Raw genomic sequence first — 16,636 nt, forward strand, 5'->3', positions numbered from 1 at the left:
ACTCCGGGCAAAACCAGCCCCTGCCCCGGCCAGGGCACATTCAAAGCCGAACAAACCAGCTCAGGCCTTGTCGCGGATCAGCAGGCCCACCAGGCGGTCCAGGCCCTTGGCGATGGCGAGCATTTCCTCGGAAGGGATCTGCCGCAACACCTGCTTGGTTTCCTGATCGACCACTTTTACCAACTGCCGGCCGGTATCCTCGTCCACCGAAAACTCGATGCTGCGCGAGAGCATCCGCAGGGCCTCGTTCACCCCGCGCACCGCTTCCTTGACGGCTTCGGGCTTGGGCGGTGCTGATTTTTCCGGCTGCGGAGCGGCAAGATCCTGCCGGCCGGCATCGGGGCTCAGCGTCACCGGCTGCACCGGCGCCACGGGCGCGGGCTCAGTGCGGCCCAGTTCCTGCGGTACAACATTAATGGATTGAATGTTCATGATTCCACCTTACTGGTGTGGGGCGGGCTTGCGCCCGCCCCGTCTTCTTGGCTTGCGGCCCGAATGCTGCCGCCGGCCGATTAACCCCGCAACAGGGACAGCACGTTGTTGGGCAGGGAGTTGGCTTGGGCCAGCATCGCCGTACCGGCCTGCTGCAGGATCTGGCCGCGGGTCAGCGAGGCCGTTTCCGCCGCGAAGTCGGCGTCCTTGATGCGGCTACGAGCGGCATTCAGGTTTTCCGAAGTAGTCTGCAGATTGGCTACCGTGCTTTCAAAGCGGCTCTGTACCGCGCCCATCTTGGAGCGCTGCTTATTCACCGCGGACAGTGCACTGTCGACGATCTTCAGTGCCAGGGTGGCGTTGTCCGCACTCGTAACATCCAGCGTGGATACAGCTTTGAGCGCCGAAGTCTCACTGGCGTTAGTCAATGTCTTAGCAGCCGTACCCGTGGCGCTGAATGAGCTATCGGAATCAAACGTCACCTGACCAGTCACAAAAGCGTCGTCAGCCGTCGTGTCCGCAGCCAAACTCACACCGCCTATGGTAACGGCGCCGGCATTGGCAGTGGTCGTGTCACTGACCTTGATATTATTGCCGGAAGCGTTGGTCAGGGTAATACCGCTGCCGTCCGTCTTTACCGATGCGGTGACGCCGGTTTTGGAGGACACGTCATTGAAAGCCTGTACCGCCGCAGAGAGATTATCACTGCCAGTAGTGCCCCCGATGGTGAAGGAAACCGTCTGCGCGGTGCTGTTATCGGACAAAATCTCCAGCGTGTAGGAACCCGCAGCACTGAAGGTGGTGTCGATCGAGGTCTTGGCAGAAGCTGTTACACCAGTCTTGTCAGAGACGTTGTTGACCTGTTCAGAAATGGTCTTGGCACTGGCATCAGTCGCTACGGTAATATTCTGGCTGCCCAGTGCACCATTGACCGCAAGCGTATCTCCGCCTGAAGTTCTAAAGCCGCCGCTGGCCGCCGAAGAGGACGCGCCGGAGACGCGATGGTCGCCATACTGGCTGGTGCGGTAGCTGCCGATGGTCATGTCGATGGACTGGTTGGCGTTGGCACCCACCTGAAAACTCGCGGTACCGAAGGTGCCGTCGAGGATCTTCTTGCCGTTGAACTCGGTAGTAGTGGAGATGCGGTCGAGTTCTGAGCTCAACTGCGTCACTTCATCCTGAAGCGCCTGACGGTCGCTGGCGGAGTTCGTGGCATTGGCGGACTGCACCGCCAGTTCGCGGATACGTTGCAGAATGTTACCGGCCGCCCCAAGCGCGCTTTCCGCCGTCTGTGCCAAAGAAATACCATCGTTGGCGTTGCGCACCGCCTGATCCATGCCCCGGATCTGCGCAGTGAAACGCTCGGAGATCGCCAGACCCGCGGCATCGTCCTTGGCACTATTGATCCGCAGACCGGAAGACAAGCGCTGGAGCGCAGTGTTCAAGGAGCTTTGCGAAGTATTGAGGTTACGTTGTGCGTTCAGAGACGCGATATTGGTATTGATGATAGCAGACATAGCCTTCTCCCTTGTCCGTGGAAAAAATCGAGCGTTCTTGCTCAGCGACAGCGGCCTGGAAAGATTCCACCGCTGTCATTTTCCTTATCGGCACAGAAAGAAGAAACTTTAGGACCTTCTGCTGAATCAGGAGAAACCTGCTTCAGCTAGGGTAGCCAGGCCTCCACCCATTTGTCGAGGTTTTCCTCCAAGATCCAGTTCTGCAAGACATAAGTGCGCAGGCGCTCGCCGGCGGCGGCACTGGCTACGGGATCGGCAAGGTGCATCCTGATGGCGTCGACCCATTCCTGAGTACGGTTCCTCACGCGAGTCACCGGTGCTGCCTGGTAAGGATAGATATCAGTGCAAACGACCGGGTAGCCGAGGATGCCATATTCCAGGATGCGAAGGTGGCTCTTGGCCTCGTTAAAGGCATTCAGTTCCAATGGGGCGATGGCCAAGTCCAGATTCAGCGCGGCAAGGCGGGCGGGATACGCTTCAATGGGTACCGGCGGATGGAACTCACTGACGTAAGATCGCCAAGAATCGGGACACATTCCAAAGAAAACCCAATCGACCTCGTTCGCGAGAAGTCGCACGGCCTCCGCGATTACCGATAAGTCACCCTCATGCCCTGCAGCACCCGCCCAACCCACTCTTGGTTTTTTTCGAGCCTGCCGTGGTGGAGCGAGATCGGCCCAGCGGGCCCGCTCGATGAAATTGGGTACCACGCGCATCTCGGGAGCCCATGAACCATAGGCATGCGCCAGCGGCTCGGTGGAAACGACCAAACGGTCACACATCCCGACTGCGGTACGCAGACGCTCGGAAATATTTTTTGGAATAGCCGCATGGTTGCCATTTTCAAATGGCACTTGCGTCATCAGATCATCAAGTTCAAAGATGCGCAAAGCCCGATTGAATTTTTTATGGCGCTGTATTGCTTCGATCTGGCGCCATTCGATCTGCCGTTGAAAAACGATGCTCTCCGGGTCCATACGCCCAACTTCCGTAGGCGTGAACAGAAATCCGCTAGACCAGCCCTGGATGGCACCCGCGTGATTCAGCGCACGCATCGGTCCCCATACGCGCTGCTCTCCACAGCCCATGCGATCCGCCGCCAAGGCGAGCACGCGTGCCCGGGGGCGCCAATCCGGATCCCAGGTCAGACCGGCTTCCCGCTCGATCGAGAAACTTACTTCCATCAGGCTAAGATTACGATTGAACGCCGGATCATTAGACAAACGTTTTCCCCAACGCGACAGCATGGTATCTACTTCATGCCAGAACCTTGGGTGCTCCACCGGTTTATCTACGTCGGTGTGCCGGCTTGCCGATCCCTTATGGACCATGGAGACAAACGGGGTCCACACATTGCGGTAACCAGCATCCTGCAGTTTGAGACAGAAATCGACATCGTTATAGTTAATGTGCAGGTTTTCTTCATCCAGTCCCTCCACCTGAAAGTACTTTTTCTTGTCCACCATCAAGCATGCTGCCGTAACCGCTGAATAATTCTGCTCGACCTGGAAGCGTCCCAGATAACCACAGTTCGAAGCTGGCTGACCGTGTCCGGGATGATCGGCTACGCCGAATACGCTCATACCAAGCACCACTCCCGCATGTTGCAATGCGCCGTCGGGGAAGAGCAGTCGCACACCCACGCCCCCGATCTCATCACGCTGGGCTTGGCCCAGCATGACCTCGATCCAGTCACTTTGGGTCAGCTCGGTATCGTTATTGAGAAGCACGAGGAACTCGCCCCGGGCTTGTCGTGCAGCCAGGTTCATCTGGGCAGCATAGTTAAAGGGGTGAGGATAAGCCAGAACGCTGACCCTCTCCGGATAGTGGGCACGAAGGGCATCCAGATACTCAAGTGTCGCCGGATCCTTGCTATCATTGTCGACAATGAGGATATCGAAATGCGGGTAGCTGCTGCGATGCAGCACACCTTCAATACAAGGTTCCAGCAGGTCACGGCGATCGCGGGTGGGTATGATAATGGTTACCCAGGGCTGCCCTTGCAGGACGTAGCGAACGCGCCGGGTGTCAGGTAATAAACCAGATTCCACATTGGCATCTTCACCACAGCGGTACAAGTGAGCCTGCAACGCCTTGCATGCCATTTCCGGCGGAGCGGGTGCTTGCGTCACACGATGATACAACACGTCGGGAATATGTCCGATACCATCCACGCCCAATCGCTCATAGGCTCGCAACATCAGATCGTATCGCGCGGCCTCGGCCATGACTGGATCGAATCCACCCAGATCGTGGAAAAGATCTCGGTGCATCAGCAGGAGGTCACCGATGTAATCCATGCTGCGTAGCAGGTCGGGGTTGAAATCGGGTTTGAAGCGCGGCGCCTGACGCATGCCATCCTGCCAGCTATCTTCATCGCTGTAGATGAGCTGCCATCCGGGATGCCGGTTGATGGCCTCTACGAAAGCGAACAAGGCATGTGGCGCGATCCGGTCGCCGGCATGAATTACGCCCACCCAGTCCGCCTCCTGCATGCACAAGGCTTCGTTCAAAGTCGCCAGCCCATCCTTGGCCTGGATCCAGGTCAGCACCTCAAGACCTGCCACCTCCGCCGGTGCGGGTATTTCGGCCACTACCGAGAGATGCCAGCGATCGTAGAATTGATCAGCGAAAGTATTGATAGTCTCGGCAAGTTGCTCTTCGGCATCGCGCGACAATAGCACCGCCAGATGGAAGCGCGGCGTATATGACCATTGCGCCATCCGCTCCGCCAACCAAATGGCATCTCGCTCCTGGTAGGCATGGCTGGCGAGCCAAGCTCTGTAGTTTTCCTCGTTTTCTTCCGTATCGCCCCCAATCTGCGAAGATTTCGAATCAGGATTTTTCTTCTCGTACATAGGGCTGGCATTCATCGCCGCGTGAACATCCTGCAATTGCCGAGGCGTGGCGAGACCATGGTGAATGCCCACGATCGCGGGTAAATGGGCATGAGTGACGCCCATTTCTAAAAACCGTTCCCAAAGATCCCAGTCTCCGGGATAACCATATTGCCAGCATGCATTATTGTAGCGAAAGTTTTTTAGAAGTGCGTGGTAAAGAGATGAAATTCTGGATATGTTTCCTTCCGAAGGCTGCTTTTCTCCTATTATCGTCATCTGGCCGGGCTCTCTCGGCATAGGGACGAAAAGCACTTTGCCGTGGGCCCACTCCACCTGCTGTTCTTTAGCCAGGTGCAACAAGGCGCTGATATGGTTGGGCGTAAACTCGTCATCATCGTCCAGATGCGTGATCCACTCCCCGCGCGCCAAGCGCAGTCCGAAATTGACCGGCTTCGTCCCAGCTACACACCAGCGAGGCCCGTAATGTCCAGGATAACGACCCCGATGCTTAAGATTGTAGAAGGATACCCGTGGATCGGAGATAGCGCGCAGCAATCTATCCCCCTCTTCGTCCATGGCATCGCCAACGATGATCAGCTCCCAGTGTTCGTAATCCTGCGCCAACACCGATGGCAAGGTCCGTTCCAGAATGAGGCGGGCACGGTTGTAGGTAGGCATGATTATACTGACCAGGGGCTGCAGCTCTGTGAAGGCACGCTGGTATGACTGACTCGCGCGCAATTGTGCCAGGCGTTGAGGATCCCTCGCACGTCGAAGCGGTTTTTCGCGCGCCTGCAACTCGAGAAAGAAACTTTCCTTGAATTGCAGCAAAGCACTCAAATGATCAACCTGCGCCGCGAGCATACGGCGCTCTTCTTCTAGTTGCCGCAGGCGGATTTCGAACTGTTCAAGACTGGACAAAGATTTTTCCTCAAGGCTGCAAGTACGCGTTCGATGGTTTTGGCTTCCATCCGAGAATGCACGGGGAGGCAAATCATGCTTTCAGAGAGTGCTTCCGTGTGCGGAAGCGACACACCGGAAGCATAAGGAGCGAACAAGGTGCTTCGATGAAGCGGCGGATTATAGTAACGTCTGAGTTCCACGCCATCGGAAGCGGCACCCTCAACCAGCGCTGCCGCCGAGAGTCTTGAAGCCAAGCGGACCGGAAGCGTCTGGAAAGCGCAAAATCCGGTGTTCTCGGGCAAGGCGAGCAAACCGGCACGCACTTCTTCGGCCAGACCCGCTCGATAATACTCAATATAGCGGGTGCGGCGTACCACCACCTCGTCAATCCGCTGCAACACAGCCAACCCGACAGCCGCTTTGAATTCGTCGAGCTTGCCGTTTATGCCCTGATAGCGGATGTCGCCGTCCTCCAAGCCGAAATTGATAACCCGCCGGATCCGCTCGGCGAGCGCCGGCGCGCAGAAGATCACCCCGCCCTCGCCGATTCCAAAGGTTTTTGTAGCATGCAGGGAAAATATTTCCGCCACGCCTTGTGTCCCGATCCAGGTAGCATCCGGCAAACGGCCGCCAAGTGCGGCGGCGCTGTCCACGATCATGGATACCCCGTGACGCGCGCACAACGTTTCAATCGTGCTTAGATCCCGCGCCAGTCCATAAGCGCGCACCGGCATCACGGCATCAACCCGCGTCTGGTCCAACAATCGCTCCAAAGCCGAAGCCGAGAGTTCCCAGGTAACGGGATCGACTTCGCAGAACACAGGCGTACAGCCGGCTTCAAGCACGGCCTGCCCGGTGGCGACAAAGGTGAATGAGGGAATGACGACACGGCCGCGTATGCCAAGCGCCATAAGCACGGCCGCCAATCCCGTCGTGGCGGAAGCCACCGGCACGGCAATGCGGTCGCCACTGCCGTATTTGGCCGTCAGTGCGTCGGCAAAGGACTCATGCACGGGACCAAAGTTGGAAAACCATGCATGATCATAAGCCCGCTGCAGGTAGGGCAGCCATGCTTCGGGCGGGGGTAGATCGGGCTTGATGAAACGAATCATGGACGCAGATCCCGGAAGCACCGTGGCGGCGTACCATAGCGTAGGTATAATTCCTGCTCATAACGCAAAATTCTGTCGCGCCGGCGTTCACCAATCAGCCGCGCATCATTCCCCGCATAAATATTCCAAGGATCCAGTGATTTACGCACTACCGAGCCAGCCCCCACCGCTGCGCCAACGCCCACCGTTACGCCCGGTAAAATCACACTGTTGGCACCAATAATCGCATGCGCCTTGATTTCCACATAGGAACGCTTCACCGCCCGGAATTCGGACGGGATCGTCGGATTGGTCAACCCCAGCCCTAGAAAATCATCACTGCCCGTCACGACCCGGATTCCCGAGGATAAGCCGCAGAAATCTTCCAAGTAACATTCGCCGCCACCGGTAATGGAGGTGAAAGATGCGACATGAACGTAATTTCCAATAAAAACGGGCCGGGTTGCAACGATAAACACGTAATCATCTATGATGACGTTTGAACCAATCTCGACATTTTCCGCGCCAACAATCTTGGCCAATGGGTAGATGGTTACATTTTCTCCAACAGATTTAAACTTGTACTCGCTAAGCATGTGCAGCTTCAGCAATAAGCATGCTGTCTGGGCGTGTTTCACGATTGCACAAGGATTCGTGCAAACTGAATCCAAAAGATAAGAAATCAATTTTTGTAAAACCACATTGGCGAAGGCGCAATTCAAGTTCCTCCCGATTGTAAAGGTATTGATGTCCCCACTCGCGCATAGCCATATTCAACATTTGCGCCCGAGTCTCCACAAACTGGTATTCCGGCCATCGCAGCCAATCTTGGTCGCGCCATTCTCCCTTATATTTATCCAGCAAATAGTCGAGATCCGGCATAGCTATACGCAGCACACCGCCCGGTTGCAGTACGCGCCGGCACTCAGCCAGAAGACGCATCCCTGAAGCGAGATCTAGGTGCTCCATGAAATGTTCGTTATAAATGTAATGGACCGATCCATTTGCAAGTGGCAGAGGCTGGCTTAAATCAAGATTCAAGTCCGCGACAGGAGAATCCAGGTCGATATTCAACCATCCATCGAAATAAATTCGACCACATCCCAAATGAAGAAATTGCAAGTTTTTCGCTGTCATTACCTCAGCCATATACATTGCTCAAAATCACACAATCTTCAAATATAATTGAACAGCGACAGATCCCGCACCTGCACGTAGGACTTCTGCGCGGCTTCCAGGGCCAGGGCCTGCTGGCTCAGGCGGCTGGCGGCTTCAGCAAAATCCGTGTCCTGCAGCACCGAAATCGCCTGCTTGTAGTAGATCACCTGGTCCTCGTTGGCCGAACGCACGCTGTCGAGTTCCTTCAGGCGCGTGCCGGCGTCGGCGCGGGCGGTGAGCACCTGCCCCAGGGCCTGATCGAGATTGCCGAGTGAGGCGTTGAGAGTGTTGTTGAGCGCGGCCTGCTCGGCGGGAGTGTTCACATTCTTGTCGAGTGCGCTGGCGATTTTGTCCAGTGTCTCGAACATGCTCTGGCTGCTGGAGGCCTTGATTGTAAAGCTGTCGCCTGGCGACGGCGCCCCGCTGATGCTGAACTGGATGCCGGGGATGTCAATGATGGTCTCGCCGCTGGTGTAGGAGACATTGCTCGCCACAGGGCCGCTGCCATCGGTGATGTCGTAAGTATCCGGCCCGGTGAAACTCAACGTGTAATCCCCCGCTACCCACTGCGCCGGGTCCACCACGCTGCCCTGATCAATGATGCCGGTACCCGTGTTGGCGGCACTCGGCGCAGTGGCAAAGGTGCCGTTGCCATCCCGCACCAGACTGAAGATCCTGTCGCCCGGCGCGGCCACATCGATCTGCCGCGAGTTGCTGACCTGCATGCGCCGCGTGGACTGGTCGCCGTTGTAGCTGAAGTCACTGTTGAATGGCTGGGTGTTGGATTTCGAGCCAGCAAAGAGATACTGACCGTTGCCATCCTGGGTATTGGCCAGGCTCAACAACTGCTGGAGCTGCTGGCGGACCTCGGTGGCGGCAAAGCCGCGCGTCTCGTTGGTCTGGCTGGCATTGTTCATCTGCACGACGCGCTCGCGCACGTTCTGCAGCAGGTCATCCACCTGCCCGTAGATGCTTTCTTCCAGTTGCACCGCGCTCTGGGCCTGGTCGGCATTTTTGTTGTACTGCTCGATGCTGGCCAGGGACTGGTTGAAACCGACGATCTGGGCCGAGCCGACCGGGTCGTCGGCGGGATTGAGGATCTTGCGCCCGGTGGAGAGCTGCTGCTGGGTTCGGCTGAGTTCGGCCTGCTGGTTGAGCATGCTGTTCACGCCGAGCTGATGAAAGAGTGCTGTCGAGATGCGCATGGTTTACCCCTTGATGGCGAGGATGCTATCAAACAGCGAATCGGCGATCTGGATGACCTTGGCCGAGGCCTGATAGGCCTGCTGATAGCGCATCATGTTGGCGGCCTCCTCGTCGAGATTGACGCCGGACACGCTCTGCTGCGCCTGCTGGACTTGGGTGAAGAGATTGTTCTGGGCCTTCTCGGCAATCTGCGCCTGGCGCCCATCGGTGCCGACCCGCGTGACCATGCGTCCGTAAGAGGATGCAAAGGTGGCACTGTCGCCTTCGAGCAGATTCTGGCTCTTTAGCGCCGCCATGGCCAGACCGTTGCGGTTGTCGCCGGGACCGGCGGGTGTCAGGCTGAAGCTGTCGCCGGCGACGGGTGTCGTGCCGCTGAGACTCACCGACCAGTTACTGCTGGAAGGTGCCGGATAAGGGACGTTGATGCTCATGCCCTCAGTATAGGCACTGGACACAGTGCCGCCGCTGTAGGTAATGGTGAAACTGCTTGGTGGATCATCAAACTTGATGTCAACAGGCTTACCGAAAGCCGTAGCGGGCAGGTTGATGCCTGTACCAGCATCGCTGACTTTCCCTTCGGACACACTCACGTTCCCGGCATTGACGCCAGCATTGGACACATAGGGCGCCGCCAGCGCCAGCCGCCTGGGATCATCGATGGCAACAGCAATTCCCGATCCCGCCTTGCGGGTGGGCTGGACCAGGAAGCTGTCTCCCGTAGCCGGTGCCGCTCCCACAGTCAAGGTCAACCCGTCAAAGCTGATCGTGCCGCCACTGACACTCAAGTCCGAGGGTGTCTTGCCGTCGCTCTGGCGCAGCACCTGCCATGCCGACCCATCATACGTTACCCGATAATCCGAGGCCTGCAGCTTGCCGATGTCACTCACCACGGCGCTGCTGATGCTGCCCGTATTGCCGGCCGCACCCTGCACGCCCACCTTCGGCATCGTGAAAATGTTGGCGCCGTTGCCCCCAAGCTGGCCCTCAAGATCCAGCCCGAGCGCCTGCTGGTCGTTCATGCTGCTAGCGACACCAACTGCAATTCGGCCCAGGGCATTACGGGCCGGGTCGAGACTTTCGTTGCGAAAGCGCAGCAGGCCGCCGACCGTGCCACTGGTCAGCTGCTTCGAGATCACGCTGCCACTCTTTTCATAGGCCACTTCAAGACGCAGGGGGTCGAGCGGGTCCTGTACCGTGGTGAGTGCACTGTACTTCGCGCCGGCCACCAGGGTCTGGCCGGTGCCAATGAAGACATTCACCTGGCCGTTGTCCTGCGGCACGACGGTCACCCCGACCTCCTTGCCAAGATCGGCAATGAGCTGGTCGCGCTGATCGAGCAGGTCATTGGGCTGCTGCGCCGGGTTGCCGCCCTGCATATCCAGAATGCGACGGTTCAGGTCCGCCAGCTCAGCGGCCAGGGTGTTGATGGTGCTGACATGATCCTGCAACTGCGTGTTGACGCCATTGGCCATGTCCTGCATCCGGCCATCCAGGGCATTGAAGCGATTGGCAAGCACCTCGGCATTGCTGATCAGGGCCTGACGCTCGGGGATGCCGGCAGGGTTGTTGCTGGCCGCCTGCACCGCCGCGAAAAAGTCATTGAGTGCCGGGCTGAGACCGGAACCGGGATCGGAGAGCATATTATTGAGCTGGCTCAACTGGGCGTTCATGGTCGAAGCCGCGCCCAGCTTGCCATTGACGTCCCAGAGCTGGCCCTGCAGATAGCTGTCATAGCTGCGCATGACGCCTTCCATCTGCACACCGGAGCCAATGAAGCCGGCGCCCGAGAACTGCGGCGTGCGCGCGCTCTGCAACACACTCTGGCGGCTGTAGCCGGGCGTGTTGACGTTGCTGATGTTGTGCCCGGTGGTCTGCAGGCTGCTTGAGGCGATATTGAGCCCGCCAAGCGCACTGTTGATCAGCGATCCGATGCTCGATGTGGACATGGTTTGATCTCCGACCTGGTTACGGCTTGATGCCCAGGCTGTTCAGAATGGACTGCATGCGGTGCCCCTTGGCCGTGGCCGTGAGTTTCTCGGCATAGCGCGGATCGGTGGCGTAGCCGGCCTTCTGCAGGCCGCGCGCGAAACCGGCAATGTCATCGCCCATGCCAAGCACCTGCTGGTAACGCTTGCTGCCTTGCAATAAGCGTGCATAGTCCTGCACGCCATCGGCGACACTGTCGTATGCACGAAAGGCGGCGCGCTCCATCTGCTGCAAACCCTGGCGAAACTCATGGGTACCGGCCTCGACCTGCCTGCCTGCCCAGCCGCTGGCCTTGATGCCAAAAAGGTTGAAACTCGGCTGATTCTTGCCGTCGCGCGGCACGCTCTTGCCCCAGCCGGTCTCGAGCGCCGCGTGCGCCAGCACCGCCACCGGACTGACACCGAGCGCCTTGGCCGCTTCCCTGGCGGCGGGCAGGATGTCGGCGATGAACTGCTTCGCTCTCTCCAGGGCACCACGCGGGGCCGGGCTGCTGCTCTCGGCGGGCGCGGGCGTATGTGGCGCGATGCGCCGCGCCATGGCTTCGAAACCGGCAGCCGTGCCCTGCACCGGCGGCTTGGCGATCCCCAGTTGGCGCACCAGCATCTCGGCCAGGCCAAATCCGCGCCCCTGGGACAGGTTCTGCGCCAGTTGCTGGTCGAGCATGCCCTGATACATCTTGCCCTCGTTGCTGCTGGTCAGCGGGTTGCCGGGCAGGGTGGCGCGCATGCCCTTGAGCATCTGCTGGGTGAAAAGCGCCTCGAACTGCTGGGCGGCCTTCTTCAGGGCCTGCGGGTCCTGCTGCTGGGCCTGGGTCTGCAGACTGCGTAGTTGCGTGAAATCCAGCACGCTCTGCGTGTCACTGGCGCCCAGCCCCTTCATCAGACCACCTCCAGTTCCGCCTGCAGGGCGCCGGCGAGCTTAAGGGATTGCAGGATGGCGACGAGATCCGTCGGGGTGGCGCCGACGGCGTTCAGGGCGCGCACCACCTGCTCCAGGGTCACGCCGGCGGAAAAGAGCATCAGCCGGCCTTTTTCTTCGCGGGTCTCGATCTGCGTGTTGGGCGTGACCACGGTCTGACCATTGCTGAAGGCTCCGGGCTGGCTCACCTGCGGGTTCTCGCTGATGGTGACCGACAGGTTGCCGTGGGCCACCGCCGCGGGGCGCAGGCGCACGTTCTGGCCGAGCACCACGGTGCCGCTGCGCGCATCGATGACCACCTTCGCCACCGGAATGGCGGACTCCAGTGTCAGATTCTCCAGGGCCGCGATGAAGTTCACCCGCTCGCCCGGTGTAACTGGTGCGCGCACCTCGACCTGGGCGGCGCTCAGAGGCTGGGCGGTGTTGGGACCAAAATTCGCATTCACCGCCTGGGCCAGACGACTGGCGGTGGTGAAATCCGGCGCGTTGAGGCTGAGATTGAGCATCTGCCCCTGCCCCAGCTCCGTGGGCACGCTCTGCTCGACGGTCGCGCCATTGGGGATGCGCGCCGTGCCCAAACTATTGACCTTGACGCTGGCGCCCTGCCCGCTCGCGCCATAACCACCGACGATCAGCGAACCCTGCGCCATGGCATAGACCTGGCCGTTGACGCCCTTGAGCGGCGTCATCAGGAGCGTGCCACCGCGCAGGCTGGAGGCATTGCCCAAGGAGGACACCGTGACATCGATACTCTGGCCCGGCCGGGCAAAGGCCGGCAGGCTGGTGGTGACCATCACCGCCGCGACGTTTTTCAGTTGCAGATTGACCGGCGGCAAATTGACACCCATCTGCATCAGCATATTGCGGATGCTCTGCACCGTGAAGGGCGTCTGTGTGGTCTGGTCACCGGTGCCGTCCAGGCCGACAACCAGGCCGTAGCCGATCAACTGATTGGTACGCACGCCCTGGATGCTGGCGATATCCTTGATGCGCTCGGCCTGGGCAATGCCCGGCAGCAGACCCGCCAGCAAGAGACAACTGAAAAACAAGCTGATTCGTGAATACATGATCCTTCCTAAAGCGGCCAGACACTCATGAAGAAGCGCTGCAGCCAACCCATGCGCTGGGATTCGTCGATGGTACCGGAACCCCGGTACTCGATGCGGGCATTGGCCACCTGGGTGGACTGCACGGTATTGTCCGGGCCGATGCTTTCCGGGCGCACCACCCCGGCGAGCCGGATGTACTCGGTCCCCTGATTGATCTGCACGTGCTTCTCGCCACTGATCACCAGATTGCCGTTTGCCTGTACCTGCACCACCGTTGCAGTAATCGTGCCAATGAAGCTGTTGTTCTGGGCGCTGGCGCCCTTGCCCTCGAACTTGTTGTCGGATGAGGCGCCGAGATTCGGGTTGAACTGCCCGCCGGCGATATTGCCGAAGCCCAGCGGCAAGCCAAACAGCGCCGAAATCTTGTTATCCGTGCTGCTGGAACGGTTCAGCGAAGTACTGGCCTGCTTGCTGGCGCTGGCCTTCTCGACGATGTTGATGGTCAGCACATCCCCCACCCGCCGCGCACGCCGGTCCTCGAACAGGGCCATGCTGGTCTGGGCCTGATAGATGGCCCCATTGGCCGGCGCCGGCTCGGGATTGGCGGGCAGGGCCGGAAAGGCCAGCGGTTCGGTCGGGCCTTTCGGGGCCGTGGCGCAGCCGGCCAGCACAGCAAAGCTCAGCAGCAAGGCAACCAGAAACCATCGCGCAGCGTCATGAACCATGTGAATCAGTCCCTTAGAGATTATTGTTCACGTACTGCAGCATTTCATCGGCAGCCTTCACGGCCTTCGAGTTGATCTCATAGGCGCGCTGGGTGGTGATCATATTGACCATCTCCTCGACGATATTGACGTTGCTGGTCTCCAGGAAACCCTGGTTGATCACGCCCAGGCCATTGCTGCCTGGATTGCCCGTATTGGGCGTACCGGAGGCACCAGTCTCGATGAAGAGATTGTCGCCGATGGCCTGCAGGCCCGCCGGATTGACGAAGGTGGCCATCTGCAAATTGCCGATCTGTATCGGCGTGGCAGTCCCTGCCTGCGTGGCGGATACCGTGCCATCCGTGCCCACGGTAATGCTGGTGACATTGGGCGGAATGGTGATGCCCGGCTGCACGGCATAGCCGCTGGCGGTGACCAGTTGCCCCTGGCTATCGATCTGGAAGCTGCCGTCGCGGGTGTAACCCATCGTGCCATCGGGCCTGAGCACCTGAAAGAAACCATTGCCGTTGATGGCGAGATCCATGCTGTTGCCAGTCTGGGTCAGGTTGCCCTGGGTATGGATTTTTTCAGTGGCCACCGTGCGCACGCCGGTGCCCATCTGCAGGCCCGAGGGGAGTTGCGTCTGCTGGCTTGATTGCGCGCCAGCCTGACGAACATTCTGGTACAGAAGATCCTCGAACACGGCCCGGGCCCGCTTGAAGCCCGTGGTGTTGACGTTGGCAAGATTGTTGGAAATGACGTCCATCTGCTGCTGCTGGGCGTCAAGGCCGGTTTTTGCGATCCAGAGACTGCGAATCATGGGCGTACCCCTTTTAGCCGTTCAGGTTGAGGATCTGGGCCGCATTGCGCGAGTCCTCGCGCGCGGTCTGGATCAGCTTGATCTGGGTTTCGAACTGGCGCGACATGCTGATCATGTCCACCATGGCGCTGACCGGGTTGACGTTGCTGCCTTCGAGCATGCCCTGGGCGAGCGTCACGCCGGCATCCGCCTGGATCGGACCGCCGCTGGCGCGGAACAGTCCATCGGGGCCCTTCCGTAGGCTGGCCTCGGGCGGGTTGACCAGCCGGAGGCGGTCAAACACCACGCTGGCCGAGGCCGGCTGGCCCTGCGGCACGCCAGAGATGGTGCCATCGGCGCCGATGCTCACTGACTGCAGCGGCGGCAGGCTGATCGGGCCGTTGTTGCCCAGCACCGGGCGGCCATCCGCGCTTTCCAGCAATCCACTGGGGCTCAGATGCAGGTTGCCGCTACGGGTCAGGCCCTCGCCGTCCGGGGTCTGAACCGCAATCCAGCCCGGCCCCTTGATGGCGACATCCAGATCCCGTCCGGTCTGCTGCAGCGGGCCCTGCGAGAAGTCCGCCGTCACTTCCTGGGTCACGGCGTAGGCGCGGGTCGGTAGGTTCATGTTGAACACCGGCAGAGCGCGCAGTACATTCTGGTCGGCGCGAAAACCCGTGGTATTGACGTTCGCCAGATTATTGGCGGCCAGCGCCTGCTTCTGCAGGATCTCCCGCGCCCCGGTCATGGCCACATAGATCATCCGGTCCATGGCTTATCTCCCTTAACGCAGGGTCAGGAGGGTCTGGAGAATCTGATCCTCGGTCTTGATGGTCTGGGCATTGGCCTGGTAGGTACGCTGCGCCGTAATCATGGCCACCAGTTCCTCGGTCAGATCGACATTCGAGGCCTCCACCGCGCCCGACTGCAGCAATCCCAGATTCGAGGATCCCGGCGCGCCGGTCAGCGGATCCCCGGAGGCGTAGGTCGCCGCCCAGAGATTGTCGCCGATGTTCTGCAGGCCATTGGGATTGGTGAAGTTGGACAGGGCCACCCGCCCGAGCACCTGCGACTGGCCATTGCTGTAGCGCCCGAAGAGGTTGCCGTCGGCGCCGACATTCAGGCCGCTGAGGCGGCCGCTGGCATTGCCGTCGGCCGTCAAGGTATTGACGCTGAAGGGGCTGTCATAGAAGGTGGAAGAACCCAGATCGAAATCGATGGTGCTGCCTGCCGCGCCACTGCCCCAGCTGCTGACGTTCAGTTTTGCTGTGCCGCCACTTGTCACCTTGCCCTGGTCATCGAATTGCAGGGTGGTGAGCAGGTTTGAAGGAGTAGAGGTGCCGGTGGACGTAGTGCCCGTACCGTCATCCAACTGGTAATACACATTCCACTGTCCATCCGTCGCAGTTTTAACGAAATAAGTCGTCGCCAAATGCGCCACGCCGAGGCTGTCGTAGACCGTCAGCGAGGTCGCATTGTTGTAGCTGTTCGGGTCGTTGGCATCAAAAGTCGTTACCGTAGGGGGAGTCGCCACCGCCGGCAGGTTGACGTTCGCCAGCACGCTGGCGCTGGACTTGGGCGCGATGTCGGCAGTATCGATACGCATGTCACCCAGTTGCCCGGTCACCGTGCCATTGGCCACCTGGTAGCCGGTCAGCCGCGCGCCGCCGTCATTGACGACATATCCTTCCTTGTCGATGCTGAACTGGCCGTTGCGGCTATAGACGTTGCTGCCATTGTCATTGAGGCGAAAAAAGCCGCCGCCGTTGATGGCAATGTCCAGCGGATTGTTGGTGACGTCGATATTGCCTTGGGTGAATTCCGTGGCGATACGCGCCACCTGCACGCCGATACCGGTCTGGCCCATAGTGGGCGCGGTATTGGCAATGGCCGCGGCATAGGAATCTGCAAAGTGTGCATTGGCCTTTTTAAAGCCTACGGTGTTAGCGTTGGAAACATTGTTGCCAATCACGTTGAGATCCGTGGCCGCGGCGTTCAGGCCGCTCAAACCGGTGCGCAGGGACATGTCTTCC

At 59.5% G+C, this 16,636-nt stretch carries 14 protein-coding genes; all 14 read right to left on the minus strand.

The genetic code is table 11. From position 1 onward, the window contains the following. Positions 1-60 precede the first annotated feature (60 nt). Positions 61-432: a flagellar protein FlaG gene (locus WOB96_RS12490; protein WP_341371628.1), complete on the minus strand. Its 372-nt coding sequence runs from the start codon at positions 430-432 to the stop codon at positions 61-63. Between the two features lie 80 nt (positions 433-512). Then, on the minus strand, positions 513-1,949 hold the full coding sequence (locus WOB96_RS12495; protein ID WP_341371629.1) for a flagellin N-terminal helical domain-containing protein: 1,437 nt from the start codon (positions 1,947-1,949) through the stop codon (positions 513-515). 146 nt (positions 1,950-2,095) lie between these two features. Next, on the minus strand, positions 2,096-5,710 hold the full coding sequence (locus WOB96_RS12500) for a glycosyltransferase (RefSeq protein WP_341371630.1): 3,615 nt from the start codon (positions 5,708-5,710) through the stop codon (positions 2,096-2,098). Then, the gene (locus WOB96_RS12505) at positions 5,668-6,804 is read right to left on the minus strand and encodes a DegT/DnrJ/EryC1/StrS family aminotransferase (protein WP_341371631.1); all 1,137 of its coding nucleotides are present in this window, start codon (positions 6,802-6,804) and stop codon (positions 5,668-5,670) included. The genes WOB96_RS12500 and WOB96_RS12505 overlap by 43 nt, the downstream gene beginning before the upstream one ends. Then, entirely contained in the window at positions 6,801-7,379 is a 579-nt protein-coding gene (locus WOB96_RS12510) for a hypothetical protein (RefSeq protein WP_341371632.1), read from the minus strand. Before WOB96_RS12510 ends, WOB96_RS12505 begins: the two co-directional genes overlap by 4 nt. Beyond that, positions 7,372-7,932: a class I SAM-dependent methyltransferase gene (locus tag WOB96_RS12515; RefSeq protein ID WP_341371633.1), complete on the minus strand. Its 561-nt coding sequence runs from the start codon at positions 7,930-7,932 to the stop codon at positions 7,372-7,374. The genes WOB96_RS12510 and WOB96_RS12515 overlap by 8 nt, the downstream gene beginning before the upstream one ends. 26 nt (positions 7,933-7,958) lie before the next feature. Then, positions 7,959-9,146: a flagellar hook-associated protein FlgL gene (flgL, locus tag WOB96_RS12520; RefSeq protein ID WP_341371634.1), complete on the minus strand. Its 1,188-nt coding sequence runs from the start codon at positions 9,144-9,146 to the stop codon at positions 7,959-7,961. A gap of 3 nt (positions 9,147-9,149) precedes the next feature. Beyond that, positions 9,150-11,093 (minus strand): flagellar hook-associated protein FlgK, encoded by a 1,944-nt coding sequence (gene flgK, locus WOB96_RS12525; RefSeq protein WP_341371635.1) that lies wholly within the window; start codon positions 11,091-11,093, stop codon positions 9,150-9,152. A 19-nt stretch (positions 11,094-11,112) separates the two neighbouring features. Continuing rightward, entirely contained in the window at positions 11,113-12,012 is a 900-nt protein-coding gene (flgJ, locus tag WOB96_RS12530) for a flagellar assembly peptidoglycan hydrolase FlgJ (RefSeq protein ID WP_341371636.1), read from the minus strand. Continuing rightward, complete coding sequence (locus WOB96_RS12535) at positions 12,012-13,118, minus strand: flagellar basal body P-ring protein FlgI (RefSeq protein ID WP_341371637.1); 1,107 nt, start codon at positions 13,116-13,118, stop codon at positions 12,012-12,014. Before WOB96_RS12535 ends, flgJ begins: the two co-directional genes overlap by 1 nt. Positions 13,119-13,126: 8 nt before the next feature. Further along, on the minus strand, positions 13,127-13,825 hold the full coding sequence (locus tag WOB96_RS12540; RefSeq protein ID WP_341371638.1) for a flagellar basal body L-ring protein FlgH: 699 nt from the start codon (positions 13,823-13,825) through the stop codon (positions 13,127-13,129). 13 nt (positions 13,826-13,838) lie between these two features. Next, positions 13,839-14,624, minus strand: coding sequence for a flagellar basal-body rod protein FlgG (gene flgG / locus WOB96_RS12545; protein ID WP_341371639.1), 786 nt, complete (start codon positions 14,622-14,624; stop codon positions 13,839-13,841). Between the two features lie 13 nt (positions 14,625-14,637). Further along, positions 14,638-15,375, minus strand: a complete 738-nt coding sequence (gene flgF, locus WOB96_RS12550) for a flagellar basal-body rod protein FlgF (protein ID WP_341371640.1) — start codon at positions 15,373-15,375, stop codon at positions 14,638-14,640. 12 nt (positions 15,376-15,387) lie between these two features. Then, positions 15,388-16,629 (minus strand): flagellar hook protein FlgE, encoded by a 1,242-nt coding sequence (gene flgE / locus WOB96_RS12555; protein WP_341371641.1) that lies wholly within the window; start codon positions 16,627-16,629, stop codon positions 15,388-15,390. Between the last annotated feature and the right edge of the window lie 7 nt (positions 16,630-16,636).

Origin of the sequence: Thermithiobacillus plumbiphilus, from assembly GCF_038070005.1 — a bacterium.
Classification (GTDB): Bacteria; Pseudomonadota; Gammaproteobacteria; order Acidithiobacillales; family Thermithiobacillaceae; genus JBBPCO01.